Origin of the sequence: Lysobacter gummosus (genome assembly GCF_001442805.1) — a bacterium.
GTDB lineage: Bacteria > Pseudomonadota > Gammaproteobacteria > Xanthomonadales > Xanthomonadaceae > Lysobacter > Lysobacter gummosus.
In genome coordinates this window covers 2,616,702-2,632,858 of record NZ_CP011131.1, presented here as the reverse complement: position 1 = coordinate 2,632,858, position 16,157 = coordinate 2,616,702, and the positions used below count along the sequence as shown (strand labels likewise).

The following is a 16,157-nucleotide window of genomic DNA, read 5'->3' as shown; positions in this document are numbered from 1 at the left end:
CTCAGCCGCGCTCGCGTGCGATCGCGCGCCGGCAACGCCAGTGCAGGTAATTCACCGACAGCCAGAAGCGCTTGAACGCAGGGTTGCGGGTCTGGCCGTGGTGATAGCGGTAATAGATCTGCTGCGCGATCGCCGACAGCCGGAACAGGCCGTAGACCTCGTAGAACGTCCAGCTGCGCGGACGCAGGCCGGTGCGCTCGCTGTAGTAGTCCATGACCTCGCGGCGAGTGAACATGCCGGGAAGATGGGTGGGTTGACGACGCGTGTCGCGGGCCAGGAAGTCGTCGTCGGCCTGGACCCAGTACGCGAGCAGATTGCCCACGTCCATCAAAGGATCGCCCAGCGTCGCCAGTTCCCAGTCGAGCACGCCTACCACCCGGGTCGGATCGTTGGCGTCGAGCACCACGTTGTCGAAGCGGAAGTCGTTGTGGGTCAGGCAGATGGTTTCGTCCTGCGGCAGGTTCGCCTGCAGCCAGTCGATGATCTTGCCGCCGGAGGGTACGTTCCAGGTGCGCGCGTCGCGATAGCGCTTGTTCCAGCCTTCGATCTGCCGCTGGGTGTAACCGGCGCCGGGCGCGAGCTGCTCCAGGCCGGCGGCGCGGTGATCGACCTGATGCAGCGCGATCAGGGTGTCGAGCACGCGCGTGCACAAGCCGCGTACCTGCTCTGACGACAACTCCAGCCCGCGCGGCAGGTTCTTGCGCAGGATCAGCCCGTCCAGGCGCTGCATGACGTAGAACTCCGCGCCGATGACCGACTCGTCCTCGCAGTGCGCGTACATCTCCGGCACGAACGGATACACCGGCATCAGCGCGCGCTGGATGCGGAATTCGCGGCCCATGTCGTGCGCGGACTTGGCTTTCTTTCCGGCCGGCGGGCGGCGCAGGATCAGGTCGTCGTTGTCGTACAGCAGCCGATACGTCCAGTTGGACGCGCCGCCGGTGTACTGCGTGACCTGCGGCGCGCCGCGCAGATGCGGCATGCGCGCCTTGAGCCAGGCATCCACCGCGGCGGCGTCGAGTTCCTCGCCGCTGCGGGCGGCGCGCGCATCCTCGCGCGACCCGTTGCCACCGGCGATCGCACTCATCCTTTGCTGCTCGCCGATTGCGGCTGCTTCCTGCCCGACCCGCCCTTGCCGGCGCGGCGCATCGCCGCTTCATACAGGCTGTAAGGCAGCAATCGTTTGAGCATCCAGAAACGCCGCGCCGAGGCGTGGGTGAGAATGCGGAACTCGCCCTTGGCGACACCGGCGCGGATCTTGGCCGCGATCTCTTCCGCACCGACCGAGGACTCATCGACCAGCTTGCGCATCCAGCGCGCGTAACGCGGATCACGGCTGCGCAGGCTTTCGCTCAGGTTGGTGCGGAAGAACGCCGGACAGGCCACGCTCACGCGGATGCCGGCCGATTCCAGTTCCGCCTTCAGCGTTTCCGACAAGGCCACCACCGCGGCCTTGGTCGCGTTGTAGGCGCCGGCGTAGGGAGGGTGGATCAGCCCGGCCATCGAGGCGATGTTGAGCAAGCTGCCCTGCCCCTGCTTGCGCATCAGCGGCGCGAACACCTTGCAGCCGCGCACCACGCCGAGCAGGTTGATGTCGATCATCCACTGCCAGTCGGCGATCGGCATCGCCTCGACCGGGCCCATGTCGGCCACACCGGCGTTGTTGACCACCAGGTCCACGCCGTTCCAGTTCGCCTGCAGCCAACCGGCGGCGGCCTGCAGGTCTTCTTCGCGGGTCACGTCGCAATGCAGGTAGTGCGCTTGCGCGCCGGCCTCGTGCAACGCCGCCAGGGTTTCCTCGCCGCGTGCGGCGTTGACATCGCCGATGCACACGCGCGCGCCTTCGCGCGCATAGCCTTCGGCGAGCGCGCGGCCCAGGCCGGAGGCGCCGCCGGTGATGAAGACTCGCGGTCCTTGGCCCGCGGCGCTCATGCGGCCTCCTTGCGGCTGCGGCCGAGGCCGTACTTCGCCAATTCCATGCGCGCGACCATCGCGCTGTGCACCTCGTCGGGACCGTCGGCGATGCGCAGCGCGCGCGCGATCATGAACAATCCTGTCAGCGGCACGTCGTGCGATACGCCGGCGCCGCCGTGGATCTGGATCGCCTGATCGACGATCGTCTGCAGCATGTTCGGCGCGATCACCTTGATCGCGGAAATTTCCGTCATCGCGTTCTTGACTCCGAAGTTCTGGATCTTCCACGCCGCGTACAGAGTCAGCAGCCGCGCCTGATCGATTGCCATGCGCGCTTGCGCCACGCGCTCCAGATTACCGCCCAGGCGCAGGATCGGCTGGCCGAAGGCTTCGCGCGAACTGCCGCGGCGGATCATCAACTCCAGCGCGCGCTCGGCCGCGCCGATCGCGCGCATGCAGTGATGGATGCGGCCCGGCCCGAGCCGGCCCTGGGCGATGGCGAAACCCTGGCCCAGGCCGAGAATCAGCTGATCGCGCGGCACCCGCACGTTGTCGAACACGACCTCGCCGTGGCCGTAGGGCGGATCGTATTCGCCGAAGGTCGGCAGCATGCGTTCGATCCGCACTCCCGGCGCGTCCAGCGGCACCAGCACCATGCTGTGGCGCGCGTGCGGCGCGGCCTGCGGGTCGGACAGGCCCATGAAGATCGCCAGCCTGGCCTCGGGATGGCCGATGCCGGTGGACCACCATTTGCGTCCGTTCAACAGCAACCAGTCGCCGTCCTCTTTGACCTCGGCCTGCATGTTGGTAGCGTCGGACGACGCCACATCGGGCTCGGTCATGCAGAACACCGAGCGGATCTGTCCGTCCAACAGCGGCCGCAGCCACTGCGCTTTCTGCGCGTCGCTGCCGAAGTGGTACAGCACTTCCATGTTGCCGGTATCGGGCGCGTTGCAGTTGAAGATTTCCGCGGCGAATTCGTAATGCCCCATCGCCTCGGCCAGCGGCGCGTATTCCAGCACCGACAGGCCGGCGCCTAGCTCGGCGTCGGGCAGGAACAGATTCCACAGCCCGGCTTCGCGCGCCAGCGCCTTGAGCTGGGCGATGCGCGGGTGCACCCGCCACTGTCGCCAGTCGGCGCCGGCGTTGGTCTGCGCGTTCTCGCGCCGGTACTGGGCATCGAAGGGGGCCACGTGCTCGGCGATGAAGGCTTGCAGGCGTTGCAGATACTCCTGAGTGCGCGCACTGGGTGCGAAGTCCATCACGGAAATCCCGAACGCCGGAACGGCCCGGCTGCGGACCATCCTAGGCGCCGGATCGGCATGAATGAAGTGATATTTGCTAACGTCCGGCTATGAACCAGATTCACAGCCGAACCGACCAGCTCGACCTCAACCTGCTCAAGGTGTTCGAGGCCGTGCACCGCGAGCAGAACCTCAGCCGCGCCGCGCAGTCGCTGTACCTGACGCCGTCGGCGGTGAGCCACGCGCTGACCCGGCTGCGCCAGCACTTCGGCGACCCGCTGTTCGTGCGCGACGGCCGGCGCATGAGTCCGACCCCGTCCTGCCAGCGCATCGCCCCGCAATTGATCGACACTCTGACCCGGCTGCGCGAACTGCTGCAGCATTGGGACCGCTTCGACCCGGCGCACACGCGCCAGGCCTTCCGCGTCGGCATGCCCGATGCGACCGAGAGCGCGTTGCTGCCGGCGCTGGCGCAGACCCTGCACGCGCACGCCCCGGGCGCGACCTTGGCGAGCGTGGCGGTGGCGCGGCGCGAGTTGGGCCGCGAACTCGCCGCCGGCCAGGTCGATCTGGCCGTGGACGTAGCCTTGCCGATCAGCGAACCGGTACGGCACCGGCCGCTGTTCCAGGACGGTTTCTGCGTGGTGATGCGCGAAGGCCATGCGTTGTCGAAGCGCCTGAGCCTGAAGCAGTATCTGCAGGCGCGGCATGTGGCGGTGTCCACGCGCGCCAGCGGACAGGTGATCGAAGACATCGCTCTGCTCAACCTGGGCCTGCAGCGGGTGATCGCGTTGCGCTGTCAGAACTACCACTCGGCGTGCGAAGTCGTCGCTCAATCCGACGCCTTGCTGACGATGCCGGCGGGCTTGGCCGGACGCATCGCGGCTAACGCGCATCTGCGGCGGGTGGCGGTGCCGTTCGCGCTGCCGGCGGCGCAGTTGCATTTGTACTGGCATGCCAACAGCGAGTTCGAACCGGCGAATCGGTGGTTGCGCGAGGTGGTGATCGGGGTGTGCGAGCGGGGGTTGTTTGGGTGAGGTGGATGAGCTTTTTTGATCTCTTGCTTTTGAAAGCACAACTTCAACCCGCCGACCATCGGCCGCATGCTTGGCAAGCAGCACCGCTACATTTTCGGACCACGACTGGGATCGTCCGGCCCGCGTTGTATAGCCTCCTGCGCCAGTTGTTGATTGAACACCTGGGTCTCACGCAAGGTGTCTTGCATCGCAGGTGCCGGCTGGTTCACCGAAACACCCGCCTGATAGCCGGGTGTCACTCCAGCCACCCACAATTTACCGTCCACGACTGCGGCTTTGTCGATTCGATCGGCATCTGGAATACCGTTGCGCTTGGCTTGCAACATCGCGTTCGCCACCGTTTCGTCCGGCACATATGCCGGCACGCTTCCACGGATTTTGGCGAACATGGCCTGGTCGCTTGGAGATAACTGGGACGAGCCGACTACCGGTTCGGGCCGAGCCGGCGCGGCGATTGGCTCCGCTGTCGGCACAATGGAACCAGGCTCGGCCGCGTGCGGCACGCGTTGCCCCGGAGCCGGCGCAGCCACTCCCGTCGGCGGCGAGCCTACATCTCGCGAATCAGCCGCCGTGCCCGGATCCAGGGGTGCACCGATATTGACGTTGGCAACAAAGTCACGCGAGGGCGCCCCCTGCGCCTGATCCATCGTTCGCTGGATAATCGCCAAACCCGCCTGAGTATTGATCGCAGCCAGCGTTTGTCGATCCGCTATGCCATTAACGTGATCCGCCCCGTGCCAGAGTTGAAATGCCTGCACTGCGCGCTGCGTGTCAGGGCCGAATACTCCGTCTGCCTTGATCGGCTGCTTGACATGACCGTTGATGCCCAGGTGGATCAGACTCTCCTGCAACCTGGCTACCTCGGGGCCGCGCTCGCCGATCTTTAGAGCGCCGTCCTCCAATGCACCTCGACCGTGTCGCGCTTCGTCGCGACCGGGATGCTTGCCAGGCGCATCGACCGCAGCACGCAGATAGTTCGGCAATCCCTGTTCATTCGTCTGCATCCAGTCGTCGCGGTGGCCCGGGGCCTGGTAGGGACGCGTGGACTTCTGAAGATCCGAAGCCACTTGCGCCGCCGATGCATGCATATGGATCGCCGTCAATGTGGGCCCGTCGGCGTTGCCTGTCATCGGCAGGTTGTGTTCACGTTGAAACGCTTCAATCGCATCCCTGGTGTTCTGGCCGTAGTCACCATCGGTAACCAACCTTTCGCCACGGTTGTTGGTGACGCCGATGTTGTTGAGATCCTTCTGCAGGTCTTCGACAGCCTGCCCCTTGGCCCCAGCGGCCAACGGCCGAGGCTCCGGAACTGCGTACGGCACCCCTTTGAACTCAAGAGACTCCTGGGCAGAAACACCGGTAGCAGCTATCCATGCGTCTTGCGGTGACAGCCCATTTGCGATGCTCTCGGCATACTCACGATGCATGTCTGTCAGGACCTGAACCACCTCGGCGTTGGATATGTGCGCGGCATTCGGCTTTCCGTAATAAGAGACATCCCCGGGCTTACTCGGGTCCGGAAAACTCGCCCATTCGAATGCCATCTGCCGGCGGGCGTTGTACAACGAGTATCGCTCGTCTCCCGTCACGTAGCCGTAAACCGCCTTCTGCTTCTCAACAAGAAGGTATCCAGTGAAAATCTTATCCTGCAGTTGCGGCGTAAATTTCTCATCCGGCTGAATGCCAAGATGATCAACCGCCGCCTGCAAGGTATCTGGAATGACTTGATACTTTCCGATCGCGAACACACGCTCGGTGGAGAAGTTTCCCGGCGTTCCCAGCGGCAAGCTCTGACGACGCTGAATCTCGGCGACCGTCAACTCGGAAAAATCAATCTCCTCCCGCCCGCCAATCGTGTCCTTGCCGTAAGTACCGCGGTTATAGGCGTTATAGCCCCTGGCACCCGACTCGCCCTTCTTCATCAGGTCAAGCAAAGTTACATCCATTTATGTCTCCCAGTCGTCCTGACTACCGCCCTTGTCCGTTCTCAAACGACCAAGCCTGCACGTAAAACTCTAGTTGGGGAGGCGCTTTGTTCCATGTAGTGACATTGCCGATGCCTGTGACGTTCAATTTCTCGCCTGAGCTTGCCTCAAAGACAAGCATGCATAGCCCACCCGCTCCGCAAGCCGACAACTCCGGCAATTCGGCACAAACATTGCAACGCGCGTCGCGCCCGTTCTTGCAACGTTCTTCAAAGTCCCCGCCGATGACTTGAGCCTTGCATTCGGGATCAACGACAGGCTTCCATCCATCGGACAAAACGATGGCCCTGAGCTGCTGGTAGGGCATCCCCTCCTTCAACTTTTCCTCAACCGACAGCGGCAGCGGTTTTTGACTGGCCGCGTTCGTGGAAATCGAAACCTCCGGTGTTGCCGGGCTGGTCGATGACTTACAGGCCGGGGTGATCGCAGCGAGCGTTAACGCTGCTACGACGGTCTTGATATCCATGGATTCCGCCTCTTGAGAGGTCTGTTGCGATTGGGGAACATACTGGCTCGGGGGCATCGTAGAGCGCGGCTTTCTCTTTGCCTGGGTCGGAATGCCTCTCTGCGGCAGTGGTCCTAGCAGGCGCGCCGTGTCTTGATTGATGCGGTATAGATCACGGTACAGCGCGGCGGCGCCGGCTTGCGCGATCAAATCACCGACTGACTTTGGACTGGGCTGGATATCGCTCATCAACCATCCTTGTTCAAATAGGCTTCCGCGCTTCGTCGTCTAGCGAGGACGATGGCTGACCTAGTGGAGCGCTCTCATAGTTAGCATCCATCAGAGCTCAAGGTCAGTCAATATCACATGCGCATGAGCAATTCGAACTGAGTACGCAAAAATTCCGTGCAAATGACGTTTAACCACTTCGACTGTCGCTTCGCGTCGCAGTTGATCAACACCACGGCACAATTGCGCAAATCAACCACGGCCAACATCGGGTCATCGCGTTACGCTGTCAGAACTACCACTCGGCGTGCGAAGTCGTCGCTCAATCCGACGCCTTGCTGACGATGCCGGCGGGATTGGCCGGGCGCATCGCGGCGAACGCGCACTTGCGTCGGGTGGCGGTGCCGTTCGCGCTGCCGGCGGCGCAGTTGCATTTTTACTGGCATGCCAACAGCGAATTCGAACCGGCGAATCGATGGTTGCGCGAGGTGGTGATCGGGGTGTGCGAGCGGGGCTTGTTTGGGTGAGGTGGGCGGGCGCGCTTGCGGCGAGGCGCCTGTCGGACCCATCTTTCGATGGCCGCTTGCGGAAAGCCACACTTGAAGTTGCGGAGCGGATTGCGGCTGCAGCGCGGCTCGTTGCCGTTGCCAGGAATGTGCTTCGCTTCGACTTTGCTGTTGCCGGGCGCCGCTTGTTACTCGCGGGACCAAGGACACCGCAGGGCGGCGCCGGCAAGAGCTAAAGCACGAGCGAAGGCAAGGCAAAGGCGGCAGCAACAGCAGAGCAAGGCGGTTGCGACGTTACGAAACTCATCAACGCCGCCCCCCCCTTTAAAACTTCCACCCCACCGTCACCGCCAACCTCCCATCCGCCAACTTCGCGTCGTCCAACGCCTCCGCCAACTCAGGCCCATAGCTGGATGTGTCCGTGTACTGCAACTCCGCATGCACCGGCCCGAAATCCTTCGTCAATGCCAGCAGGTAATCGTTGTAGCTGTCGCCCGCCGCATCCTCCAGATCGTAGTAGCCAACCTGCACCTTGAGCCCGAAACCGCTTCCGCCCAGCGGCCACTCGCCACCAACGTTCCAGTAGTAGCCCCTGCCGCCCAGACCGAAGATGTCCGGCGAGTACGCAAGCCCCACGTGGTAGTGCTCGGCGAAACTCAACGTGCCTTCCAGCTCGGTGTAGTCGTAGTCGAACCCCGAACGCGCGCCAGGATAGGCGGCGTGGGTCAGGACCACGTCCAACTCAAGGCCCGGGCGCAGTTCGCCGGCCCAGCCGATGTAGCCGTCGAGTTCGTAATCGATGCCGTCGTCCTCTTCGTCGGCGGCGGTGAAATCGATGCTCGAACCCCACAGGCCGACGTAGAAACCGCTGCGATGTTCCAGGTTGATCTCCGCCTGCAACGCCGGGTCTTCCTGGGTCTGCGATACGCCGCGCCAGACATAGTCGCTGAGCACGCTGACTCCTCCGCGCACCGCCCACGGCCGCGCCTCGCCGGTTTCGGCGGCGTCCTGCGCCGCGGCCCACGACGGCGCCAGAGCGAGGGCCGCGGCCATCAGCACGGTGAACACCTGCCGGCGCGGTCGCGGCGAACGGCGTTGCAAGACGATCGGCATCACGTTTTCTCCCTTCAACGCCGCCAACGGACGGCAGCCGATGACGATACTGCACATCAAACTCGCGCAAGGGAACGCGCCGGCGCAGCCTGCGAACGAAAATGAGGAGCCCGCTTGCGCAAGATCGTCCGCGGGTAACCCACCGGCCCGGCCCGGGCGCTCGCCGCCCCGCGATCGCCCCCTTCGCGTTGACACCGCGCGGACAGGCTCCGAACATCCTCGCCAGTACCCGGCCGCCCGTGCCTGCTTCCAGGAGATTCACCGTGAACCTGCGCCTCGTCCCGCTCGCCTGCGCCCTGTTGCTCACCGCTTGCGGCGGCGGCAAGCCGTCCGACGCCGACGCTCCCGCGGCCCCGGCCGGGGCCGAGCAGAAGCTGCTCAACGTCTACAACTGGTCGGACTACGTCGCCGACGACACGGTCAAGAACTTCGAGACCGCCAACGGCATCAAGGTCAACTACGACGTCTACGACGCCAACGAAACCCTGGAAAGCAAACTCAGCGCCGGCGCCTCGGGCTACGACGTGGTGTTCCCGTCGGCGCGGCCGTTCGCCCAGCGCCAGGTCAAGGCCGGGCTGTACGCGGCGCTGGACAAGAGCAAGCTGCCCAACTGGAACCATCTGGACCCGCAACTGCTGGAGAATCTGGCCGCGATCGATCCGGGCAACGCCCATCTGGTGCCGTACATGTGGGGCACCACCGGCCTGGGCGTCAACGTCGATAAGGTGCGCGCCGCGCTCGGCGCCGACGCGCCGCTGGACTCGTGGTCGCTGCTGTTCGATCCGGCCAACGCGGCCGAGTTGCAGAAGTGCGGGATCACCGTGCTCGACGACGATCAGGAAACCTTCGGCGCGGCGCTGATCTGGCTGGGCCGCGATCCCAACGCCGGCGCCGCCGACGAAATCGAGGCGGTGCGCAAGGTCTATTCCGCGATCCGCCCGTTCGTTCGCACCTTCAATAACGCCGAATACAAGGACGCTTTCGCCAACGGCGACGCCTGTCTGGTCATGGGTTATTCCGGCGACATCGCACAGGCCAGCACCGATGCCTTCGATGCGGCCAAGAAGGCCGGCACGCCGCTGCCGGACCTGCGCTTCGTCATTCCGAAGGAAGGCGCGATCCGCTGGGTCGATGTGATCGCGGTGCCCAAGGACAGCAAGCATCCGGGCAATGCCCACGCCTTCATCAATTATCTGCTCGATCCCAAGGTCGCCGCGCAGATCAGCAATCACGTCGCCTACGCCAGCGCCAACAAGGACGCGACCAGCCTGGTCGATCCGGCCATCGCGCAGGACCAGGGCGTGTATCCGCCCGAATCGGTGCGCGCCAAGCTGGTCGATCCCAAGTCGCTGCCCGAGGACGTGCAACGCCAGCGCGTGCGCGCCTGGACCAGCATCAAGAGCGGGCACTGAGCGCGTGTCCGCGCCCGTCCCCCGCTCCGCCGCCGCGCCGGCCGCGCGCGAACCCTGGCGCGATCCGGCCGCGCAGCCGTTCGTGCGCATCGAAGGGGTGACCAAGACCTTCGGCAAGGTCTACGCCTGCGACGATATTTCCCTGGACGTGTACCGCGGCGAGTTCTTCGCCCTGCTCGGCGGTTCGGGATCGGGCAAGAGCACGCTGCTGCGGGTGCTGGCCGGGTTCGAGTCGCCCGATCGCGGGCGCGTGCTCATCGACGGCATCGACGTGACCGATCTGCCGCCGTATCAGCGCCCGGTCAACATGATGTTCCAAAGCTACGCGCTGTTCCCGCACATGAGCGTGGCGCAGAACATCGCCTTCGGCCTGAAGCATTCCAGCTCCAGCGCGGACAAGCTCGGCGCCGGCGAAATCCGCGACCGCGTGCAGGCCATGCTGGAACTGGTGCGCATGCCGCAACTGGGCAATCGCAAGCCCGACCAGCTCTCCGGCGGCCAGCGCCAGCGCGTGGCCCTGGCGCGCGCGCTGGCCAAGCAGCCCAAGCTGTTGCTGCTGGATGAGCCGCTGGGCGCGCTGGACAAGAAGCTGCGCGAGCATACCCAGTTCGAATTGGTCAGCATCCAGGAACGTGTCGGCACCACCTTCATCATGGTCACGCACGACCAGGAAGAAGCCATGACCATGTCCTCGCGCATCGCGGTGATGGACACCGGCCGCATCGTGCAGGTGTCGACGCCGGCGGTGTTGTACGAATATCCCTCGACCCGCTTCGTCGCCGAGTTCATCGGCGGCATCAATCTGCTCGACGGGCGCGTGCTGTCGCACGACGAAAGTACCGGGCTGCTGCGCATCCAGTGCGACGGTGTCGGCGAGGAACTGCTGGCGCGCCACCCCGATCCGCTGCCGGAAGGCACCGCGGTCGGCATCGCGGTGCGGCCGGAAAAGATCGACGTGCACGAGACCCGGCCGGAGGGGATGGAGAACGCGGTGGCCGGCAAGGTTCGCGATATCGCCTATCTGGGCGATGTGTCGATCTATCACGTGCAGACCGAGGCCGGCGCGACGTTGCGCGTGCAGGAGACGCATGTGGCGCGCAGTTCCGAGCCGCATTACGACTGGGACGACACTTTGTGGTTGTCTTGGGATGCGGGCAGTGCGGTGGTGTTGACGTCATGATCGTTTCGGCCATGAGCGTCGATGCAGGTGTTTCTGGTGCAGGGGCTTTGCCGTGAGCGCGCGCGAGGACAGGCAGAAAGACCGGGGGATTTGGGGTTTCTGGGCTGAGGTCGTTTATAACCTCTTCGGTTGGTTCCGTTCGGTCGGCGACGAATTCCGCACCCGTCGCGGACGCCTGTTGGTCACCGCGATCCCGATGCTGTGGCTGGCGCTGTTCTTCTGCGTGCCGTTCCTGATCGTGCTGAAGATCAGCTTCGCCCAGGCCGTGTTCGGGCAGGTGCCGCCGTATACGCCGCTGCTGGAAACCACCGCCGACGGCGCGACCTCGCTGCGCCTGCATATCGCCAATTACGCCGCGCTGCTGGCCGATCCGCTGTACATCGCCGCGTATCTGAAATCGCTGTTGTTCGCCAGCATCTCGACCCTGTGCTGCCTGCTGCTGGGCTATCCCATCGCCTACGGCATCACGCGCGCGCCGCGCATGCTGCGGTTGTTGCTGCTGGTGCTGGTGATCCTGCCGTTCTGGACCAGTTCGCTGCTGCGCACCTATGCGCTGATCGGCCTGCTGCGCGCCAACGGCATCGTCAGCCAGGCGCTGGCGTGGCTGGGCGTGATCGAGCCCGGCGAGGCGGTGCTGCATACCGATCTGGCGGTGTACATCGGCATCACCTACAACTACCTGCCCTTCATGATCCTGCCGCTGGCGGCGACGCTGATCCGCCTGGACTTCACCTTGCTCGAAGCCGCCGCCGACCTGGGCGCGAAGCCCTGGCAGGCGTTCGTGCGGGTGACCTTGCCGCTGTCGCTGCCGGGCATCCTCGCCGGCACCTTGCTGGTGTTCATTCCGGCGGTGGGCGAATTCGTGATTCCCGACGTGCTCGGCGGCCCGGATGCGCTGACCATCGGCCGCGTGCTGTGGACGGAGTTCTTCACCAACCGCGACTGGCCGCTGTCGGCGGCGATCGCAGTGGCGATGCTGTTGCTGATCGTGCTGCCGACGCTGTTGTTCGAGTACGTGGAAAACCGCCGCGTGGCGCGCGAGGCGCAGTCGTGAACCGGCGTCCGTTCGCGCTGTATACGATGATGGCGCTGGGCTATGCGTTCTTGTACCTGCCCATCGTCTCGGTGATCGTGTTCTCCTTCAGCGGCTCCGATCGCGCCACCACCTGGGGCGGATTTTCGCTGCAGTGGTACGCCGCGCTGGCGCAGAACGAGCAGATCCTGGAAGCGGCGCGGCGCAGCCTGACCATCGCCGCGATCTCGGCCACCGCCGCGGTCGCGCTGGGCACCGCCAGCGGCCTGGCGCTATCGCGGTTCGGGCGCTTTCCCGGGCGCGGCGTGTTGAGTCTGCTCAACTCCGCGCCGATGGTGATGCCCGATGTGATGCTCGGCCTGTCCTCGTTGCTTCTCTTCGTCGGGCTGCAGCAGGTCTTCGGTTGGCCCGAGCGCGGCATGACCACCATCACCCTGGCCCACATCACCCTCACCGCCTGCTACGTGACCGTGGTGGTGCGCTCGCGCATGACCTCGATGGACGCGAGCCTGGAAGAAGCCGCAATGGACCTGGGCGCGAAACCGTGGCGGGTGTTCTTCGTCATCACCCTGCCCTTGATCGCGCCGGCGCTGCTGGCCGGCTGGCTGCTCGCCTTCACCTTGTCGCTGGACGATCTGGTGATCGCCAGCTTCGCCTCGGGTCCGGGTTCGACCACGCTGCCGATGCTGGTGTATTCGAAGGTGAAGATCGGGGTAACGCCGGAGATCAATGCGCTGACCACGATCATCGTGATCCTGGTGACGATCGGCGTCACCGTGGCCGGCGTGCTGATGCACCGGCGCGAACGCAAGCTGGCGCGCGCCGGCGACTGACCTCCGGCCCGCGCCGCACACCGGCAGCCGGCCGGCAGCGCGGATGTGCCGCATCGGCGCGAATGCCTGCGCGCTCACACGCATTCACGTGCATGCAACAGCATCGACACGTGCGCCTGTTCTCCTATTGGCGGGGAAAGGAGCGCCCGCGACACACCGCATTGCATTAACGGGCCGCCGCCGGCACGACGCGGCCCTTTGGCCACCCATCTGCAGCTATCTGCGGCCGCCCGACGCGGCCGTTGCCATGCCCGAACGTCTCCACTCCCCGGGATGCGACACATCCACGCCGGACTCATTCCAACTTCCTAAGGAGATACGCAATGGACTACGTAATGCGCGCCGCTGGCGCCAAGCTTCTCGTCATCGCCGCCGCGCTGGGCCTGGGCCTGCTGGCCGCCCCGCAGGCGCACGCCGCCGGCCAGTGCAAGACGGTGAACTTCTTCCCGGGCGTGGTGCAGGTGTACGCCACCGTCAAAGCCGATGCCAACGCTGGCGACAGCGTGCTGTGCAATGCCAGCGTGGCGTGTCCGGCCGGTTCGCGTCAGGTCGAAGTGTTCGGCGGCGGCTTGTCGTCCTCGCCGGCGGCGGTGGTGGCGGTCGAAAGCACCGCGCGCCTGAGCGGCGGCGAAGACATCACCGCCAACTGCGAAACCACCGCCGTGGGCACTCGCAATGGCGTCACCGCCAGCACCTGCAACAACAAGATCGCCGCTGCCGCCGACAAGGGCACCGCGTCTAGCGCGCAGTGCACGGTGTACGTGGACGCGCCGGCCGGCGCTTCGGTCGGCGCCAACGCGACCTGCTTCTGCGGTACCTGATCCAAGCCCGGGATTCGAGCGCGATGGTTCGCGCTCGATCGTGGTCGGCATCAAGCTCCCCGGTTCCGCCGGGGAGTTTTTTTTCGTTCGCTTCTTCCTCCAACCGCCCATGCGCGGCAACGCAAAACGGCCCTGCGGTCGCCCGCAGAGCCGTCGAAGCATGGCTTCGTTGTCGCCGCGGCGGCCGTGCAGTCCCTGCCCGGTCGCCGCATCCGCGTAAGTGCGGCGCGGCGGCCCATGCCGCCGCGCCTGTAGCCTGGATCAGTTGACGCAGTTGTTGATCGCGGTGTTGGCCTGGCCGCGGAACACGCTGTTCTGGTGCAGGTAGGAGTAGCCCTTCGGCAGATCCGGACCGCCCGGAACGGTGACGCCCCCCACGAGCTTGGTCGAGTAGAACACGCGCAGCAGGTTCTTCAGCGCGGTCGATTGCGTCGCCGCATGGCCGGTGTAGTAGGTGTTGATGTAGGTGTAGGCCACGATCGGATACGCGCCGGAGACGTTCGTGTTCGGCGGGATCAGCTTCATGCAGGTCTGCTCGGCGGCGCTGTGCGTGCCCGGGATGGCGTTCTGGGTGGCGCCGTCGAGAACCTTGTTCGAGACCAGGCTGGCGCCGGTCAGGTTGAGCCACACCGGCATGACAGCCGGGTCGAAGGTGTTGACCTTGGCGTAGGTGGCCGACTGCGCCAGGATTTCGGCGATGTCCGCATAGGCGATGGCGCCGGCGGTGTTCTTGACCGCGCTGACGACGCCGCCGTTACCGTTGGCGCCGACCCAGCCCGCGCCCGCGCCGCCGACGGCGGTGGCGAAGTTCTGGTTCGGGGTGATGCTGATGCCGAAGCTCGCGCAGGCGCTGCTGAGGTAGCTGGAGAACGCGAACGAGGTGCCGCTGCCGTCGGTGCGGTAGACCACGGTGATCGGGCCGCTGACGCCGCTCAGGCCGAGGACCGGATCGGACCAGTTGGTGACGACCTTACCGAAGATCTTGCAGACCTTCTCGGCGTTGAGGTCGAGCGAGGCGACGGTCGACTTGTTGTACGGGATGCCGATGGCGCCGGCGAGCACGGGGATCTGCGTGATCGCGCCGCGGGTGGCCTGCATGTTGGTGTTGAAGGTGGTGTAGTCGGCGGTGCTGGTCGGCGAGTCGGTGCCGATGAAGTCCGGGGTCGGCGACAGCGCGCTGAAACCGGTCGCGGCCGGGCTGGCGGCATCGCCGCAAGCGCCGTTGGCGGCGACGGTGTCCTGGTTGAGCACCTTCTTGCCGGTGCCGCTGCCGGTCTGGCAGTACGACAGGCCGTCGGCGACGAAGGCGAACACCGGGGTCTTGCCGGCGCTCGGGCCGGTGGCGCTGTTGCTCAGGCCGGCGACATTGAAGCCGACCGCCGGAGCGGTGATCGACGCGGCGCGCGACAGGCGGGCCTTGTTCGGGGTGGTGGCGTTGTAAGCGTCGCCGACATAAGCCGGAGCCGGGAAAGTGGCGCCGCCGCCGTACAGATCGGCGGCCGTGGCGGAACCGGCGGCGATGACCAGCGCGGTGGCGAAAGCGATGCGGGAAAGCGAGAGCGTGTTGCGATGCACGTGACTTCTCCTAGAAGAGGTTATGTGGCGTGTATCCGACTAATCCATTTAGCGATGTGTTGCGTCCATTAATTTGCTATCCGACGCATCTCCAGATTCGCTGACGTGTGTTCCATGGCGACGACGGCGCGGGTACACATTTGTTACTCAGGAAACCTCGCATTCAACCTGCGACGCGATACGCATTTGCGCAGCATTTTTCTGTCGAATTATTTTTAATGTCATGCGCCCGGGGCTTGCGTGACAGTGGGCATGACCGCTGTCATCTCACGACCGAACGCGTCCAGGATCGTCATGGGATTGACGTGTCGTTTCGCGCTGCGACTGTGCGCTGATTACGCATGGTTTTGCCGAGATGCGACAGTCGTGTGCGCGCAGCGGTGGAATGCGGCGTGCGGTGATATCGATAAGCCACGGTTGTTTTTGCGTGCAACTGCCATTTCGAGTAGTACGCGGCTCAATTAGTCAGAACAGTCTTTTGGCGCGGCCGGCGTTGCGACATGAAGTGCGTGTGATGACGGCGCGGCGCTTGTAATTTTTCTATGCGGCGCTGTCGGAGCGGTTGACCGGTCTGTTGTTGCAGTTGCAGTTGCAGTTGCAGTTGCAGTTGCAGTTGCAGTTGCCGTTGCCGTTGCCGTTGCCGTTGCCGTTGCCGTTGCCGTTGCCGTTGCCGAGATTCTGCTTTGTCTCGGTTTTGCTGTGGCTCGGCTTTTCTTTTGTTGTTGCCGTTGCTGGGCGCAGCTAGTAACTCGCGAGACCAGGGACACCCGGAGGGCGGCGCACATGGACGTGCGCCGGGTGCCACCTTGGGCAGGATGCCCAATGTGGGAC

At 64.9% G+C, this 16,157-nt stretch carries 15 protein-coding genes; 8 read left to right on the top strand and 7 right to left on the bottom strand.

Features of this window, described 5'->3' with window-relative positions; all coding sequences use genetic code 11:
- Position 1: 1 nt before the first annotated feature.
- Genes LG3211_RS10880 through LG3211_RS10870 form a run of 3 tightly spaced genes read right to left on the bottom strand, consistent with a single transcriptional unit; the run spans position 2 to position 3,176 of the window.
- A complete protein-coding gene (locus LG3211_RS10880) occupies positions 2–1,087 on the bottom strand; it encodes a phosphotransferase family protein (RefSeq protein WP_057942863.1) in 1,086 nt (361 codons plus the stop codon).
- Positions 1,084–1,932 carry an SDR family oxidoreductase gene (locus tag LG3211_RS10875; protein ID WP_057942862.1) on the bottom strand — a complete coding sequence of 283 codons (849 nt, stop codon included), beginning with the start codon at positions 1,930–1,932 and terminating at the stop codon, positions 1,084–1,086. Before LG3211_RS10875 ends, LG3211_RS10880 begins: the two co-directional genes overlap by 4 nt.
- Positions 1,929–3,176, bottom strand: a complete 1,248-nt coding sequence (locus LG3211_RS10870) for an acyl-CoA dehydrogenase family protein (RefSeq protein ID WP_057945410.1) — start codon at positions 3,174–3,176, stop codon at positions 1,929–1,931. The genes LG3211_RS10875 and LG3211_RS10870 overlap by 4 nt, the downstream gene beginning before the upstream one ends.
- 92 nt (positions 3,177–3,268) lie before the next feature.
- Between LG3211_RS10870 and LG3211_RS10865 the strand changes: the two genes are divergently transcribed.
- Entirely contained in the window at positions 3,269–4,195 is a 927-nt protein-coding gene (locus tag LG3211_RS10865; RefSeq protein ID WP_057942861.1) for a LysR family transcriptional regulator, read from the top strand.
- A gap of 86 nt (positions 4,196–4,281) precedes the next feature.
- Here the strand turns inward: LG3211_RS10865 and LG3211_RS10860 are convergent, their stop codons facing one another.
- Both LG3211_RS10860 and LG3211_RS25625 read right to left on the bottom strand, forming a co-directional pair.
- Positions 4,282–6,141 (bottom strand): peptidoglycan-binding protein, encoded by a 1,860-nt coding sequence (locus LG3211_RS10860; RefSeq protein ID WP_083512458.1) that lies wholly within the window; start codon positions 6,139–6,141, stop codon positions 4,282–4,284.
- Positions 6,142–6,163: 22 nt separating this feature from the next.
- Positions 6,164–6,874, bottom strand: a complete 711-nt coding sequence (locus LG3211_RS25625; RefSeq protein WP_148648849.1) for a hypothetical protein — start codon at positions 6,872–6,874, stop codon at positions 6,164–6,166.
- Positions 6,875–7,056: 182 nt separating this feature from the next.
- On the opposite strand from LG3211_RS25625, the gene LG3211_RS24850 reads away from it, so the two are divergent.
- On the top strand, positions 7,057–7,380 hold the full coding sequence (locus tag LG3211_RS24850) for a LysR substrate-binding domain-containing protein (protein WP_083512457.1): 324 nt from the start codon (positions 7,057–7,059) through the stop codon (positions 7,378–7,380).
- 303 nt (positions 7,381–7,683) lie between these two features.
- Here LG3211_RS24850 and LG3211_RS10850 read toward each other — a convergent pair whose 3' ends face one another.
- Positions 7,684–8,472 carry a TorF family putative porin gene (locus LG3211_RS10850; RefSeq protein ID WP_187313169.1) on the bottom strand — a complete coding sequence of 263 codons (789 nt, stop codon included), beginning with the start codon at positions 8,470–8,472 and terminating at the stop codon, positions 7,684–7,686.
- 263 nt (positions 8,473–8,735) lie between these two features.
- Here LG3211_RS10850 and LG3211_RS10845 point away from each other — a divergent pair, with 263 nt between their 5' ends.
- The 5 genes from LG3211_RS10845 (at position 8,736) to LG3211_RS10825 (ending at position 13,751) form a co-directional block, all read left to right on the top strand.
- A complete protein-coding gene (locus LG3211_RS10845; RefSeq protein ID WP_222837598.1) occupies positions 8,736–9,884 on the top strand; it encodes a polyamine ABC transporter substrate-binding protein in 1,149 nt (382 codons plus the stop codon).
- 4 nt (positions 9,885–9,888) lie between these two features.
- Complete coding sequence (locus LG3211_RS10840) at positions 9,889–11,064, top strand: ABC transporter ATP-binding protein (protein ID WP_057942857.1); 1,176 nt, start codon at positions 9,889–9,891, stop codon at positions 11,062–11,064.
- Between the two features lie 196 nt (positions 11,065–11,260).
- A complete protein-coding gene (locus LG3211_RS10835) occupies positions 11,261–12,118 on the top strand; it encodes an ABC transporter permease subunit (RefSeq protein WP_057945408.1) in 858 nt (285 codons plus the stop codon).
- 26 nt (positions 12,119–12,144) lie between these two features.
- A complete protein-coding gene (locus tag LG3211_RS10830; protein WP_057945407.1) occupies positions 12,145–12,930 on the top strand; it encodes an ABC transporter permease subunit in 786 nt (261 codons plus the stop codon).
- Positions 12,931–13,253: 323 nt separating this feature from the next.
- A complete protein-coding gene (locus tag LG3211_RS10825; RefSeq protein ID WP_057942856.1) occupies positions 13,254–13,751 on the top strand; it encodes a hypothetical protein in 498 nt (165 codons plus the stop codon).
- A gap of 261 nt (positions 13,752–14,012) precedes the next feature.
- Here LG3211_RS10825 and LG3211_RS10820 read toward each other — a convergent pair whose 3' ends face one another.
- Positions 14,013–15,326 (bottom strand): substrate-binding domain-containing protein, encoded by a 1,314-nt coding sequence (locus LG3211_RS10820; RefSeq protein WP_057942855.1) that lies wholly within the window; start codon positions 15,324–15,326, stop codon positions 14,013–14,015.
- Positions 15,327–15,888: 562 nt separating this feature from the next.
- On the opposite strand from LG3211_RS10820, the gene LG3211_RS10815 reads away from it, so the two are divergent.
- Positions 15,889–16,071, top strand: a complete 183-nt coding sequence (locus LG3211_RS10815; RefSeq protein WP_057942854.1) for a hypothetical protein — start codon at positions 15,889–15,891, stop codon at positions 16,069–16,071.
- Positions 16,072–16,157: the final 86 nt, after the last annotated feature.

Bases quoted from the DNA above. Each gene is read 5' to 3' on its own strand.
- LG3211_RS10850 (WP_187313169.1), bottom strand. From the start codon at position 8,472: ATGCCGATCGTCTTGCAACGCCGTTCGCCGCGACCGCGCCGGCAGGTG.
- LG3211_RS10860 (WP_083512458.1), bottom strand. From the start codon at position 6,141: ATGGATGTAACTTTGCTTGACCTGATGAAGAAGGGCGAGTCGGGTGCC.
- LG3211_RS10830 (WP_057945407.1), top strand. From the start codon at position 12,145: ATGATGGCGCTGGGCTATGCGTTCTTGTACCTGCCCATCGTCTCGGTG.
- LG3211_RS10865 (WP_057942861.1), top strand. From the start codon at position 3,269: ATGAACCAGATTCACAGCCGAACCGACCAGCTCGACCTCAACCTGCTC.
- LG3211_RS10880 (WP_057942863.1), bottom strand. From the start codon at position 1,087: ATGAGTGCGATCGCCGGTGGCAACGGGTCGCGCGAGGATGCGCGCGCC.
- LG3211_RS10835 (WP_057945408.1), top strand. From the start codon at position 11,261: ATGCTGTGGCTGGCGCTGTTCTTCTGCGTGCCGTTCCTGATCGTGCTG.
- LG3211_RS10870 (WP_057945410.1), bottom strand. From the start codon at position 3,176: ATGGACTTCGCACCCAGTGCGCGCACTCAGGAGTATCTGCAACGCCTG.
- LG3211_RS10825 (WP_057942856.1), top strand. From the start codon at position 13,254: ATGGACTACGTAATGCGCGCCGCTGGCGCCAAGCTTCTCGTCATCGCC.
- LG3211_RS25625 (WP_148648849.1), bottom strand. From the start codon at position 6,874: ATGAGCGATATCCAGCCCAGTCCAAAGTCAGTCGGTGATTTGATCGCG.
- LG3211_RS10875 (WP_057942862.1), bottom strand. From the start codon at position 1,932: ATGAGCGCCGCGGGCCAAGGACCGCGAGTCTTCATCACCGGCGGCGCC.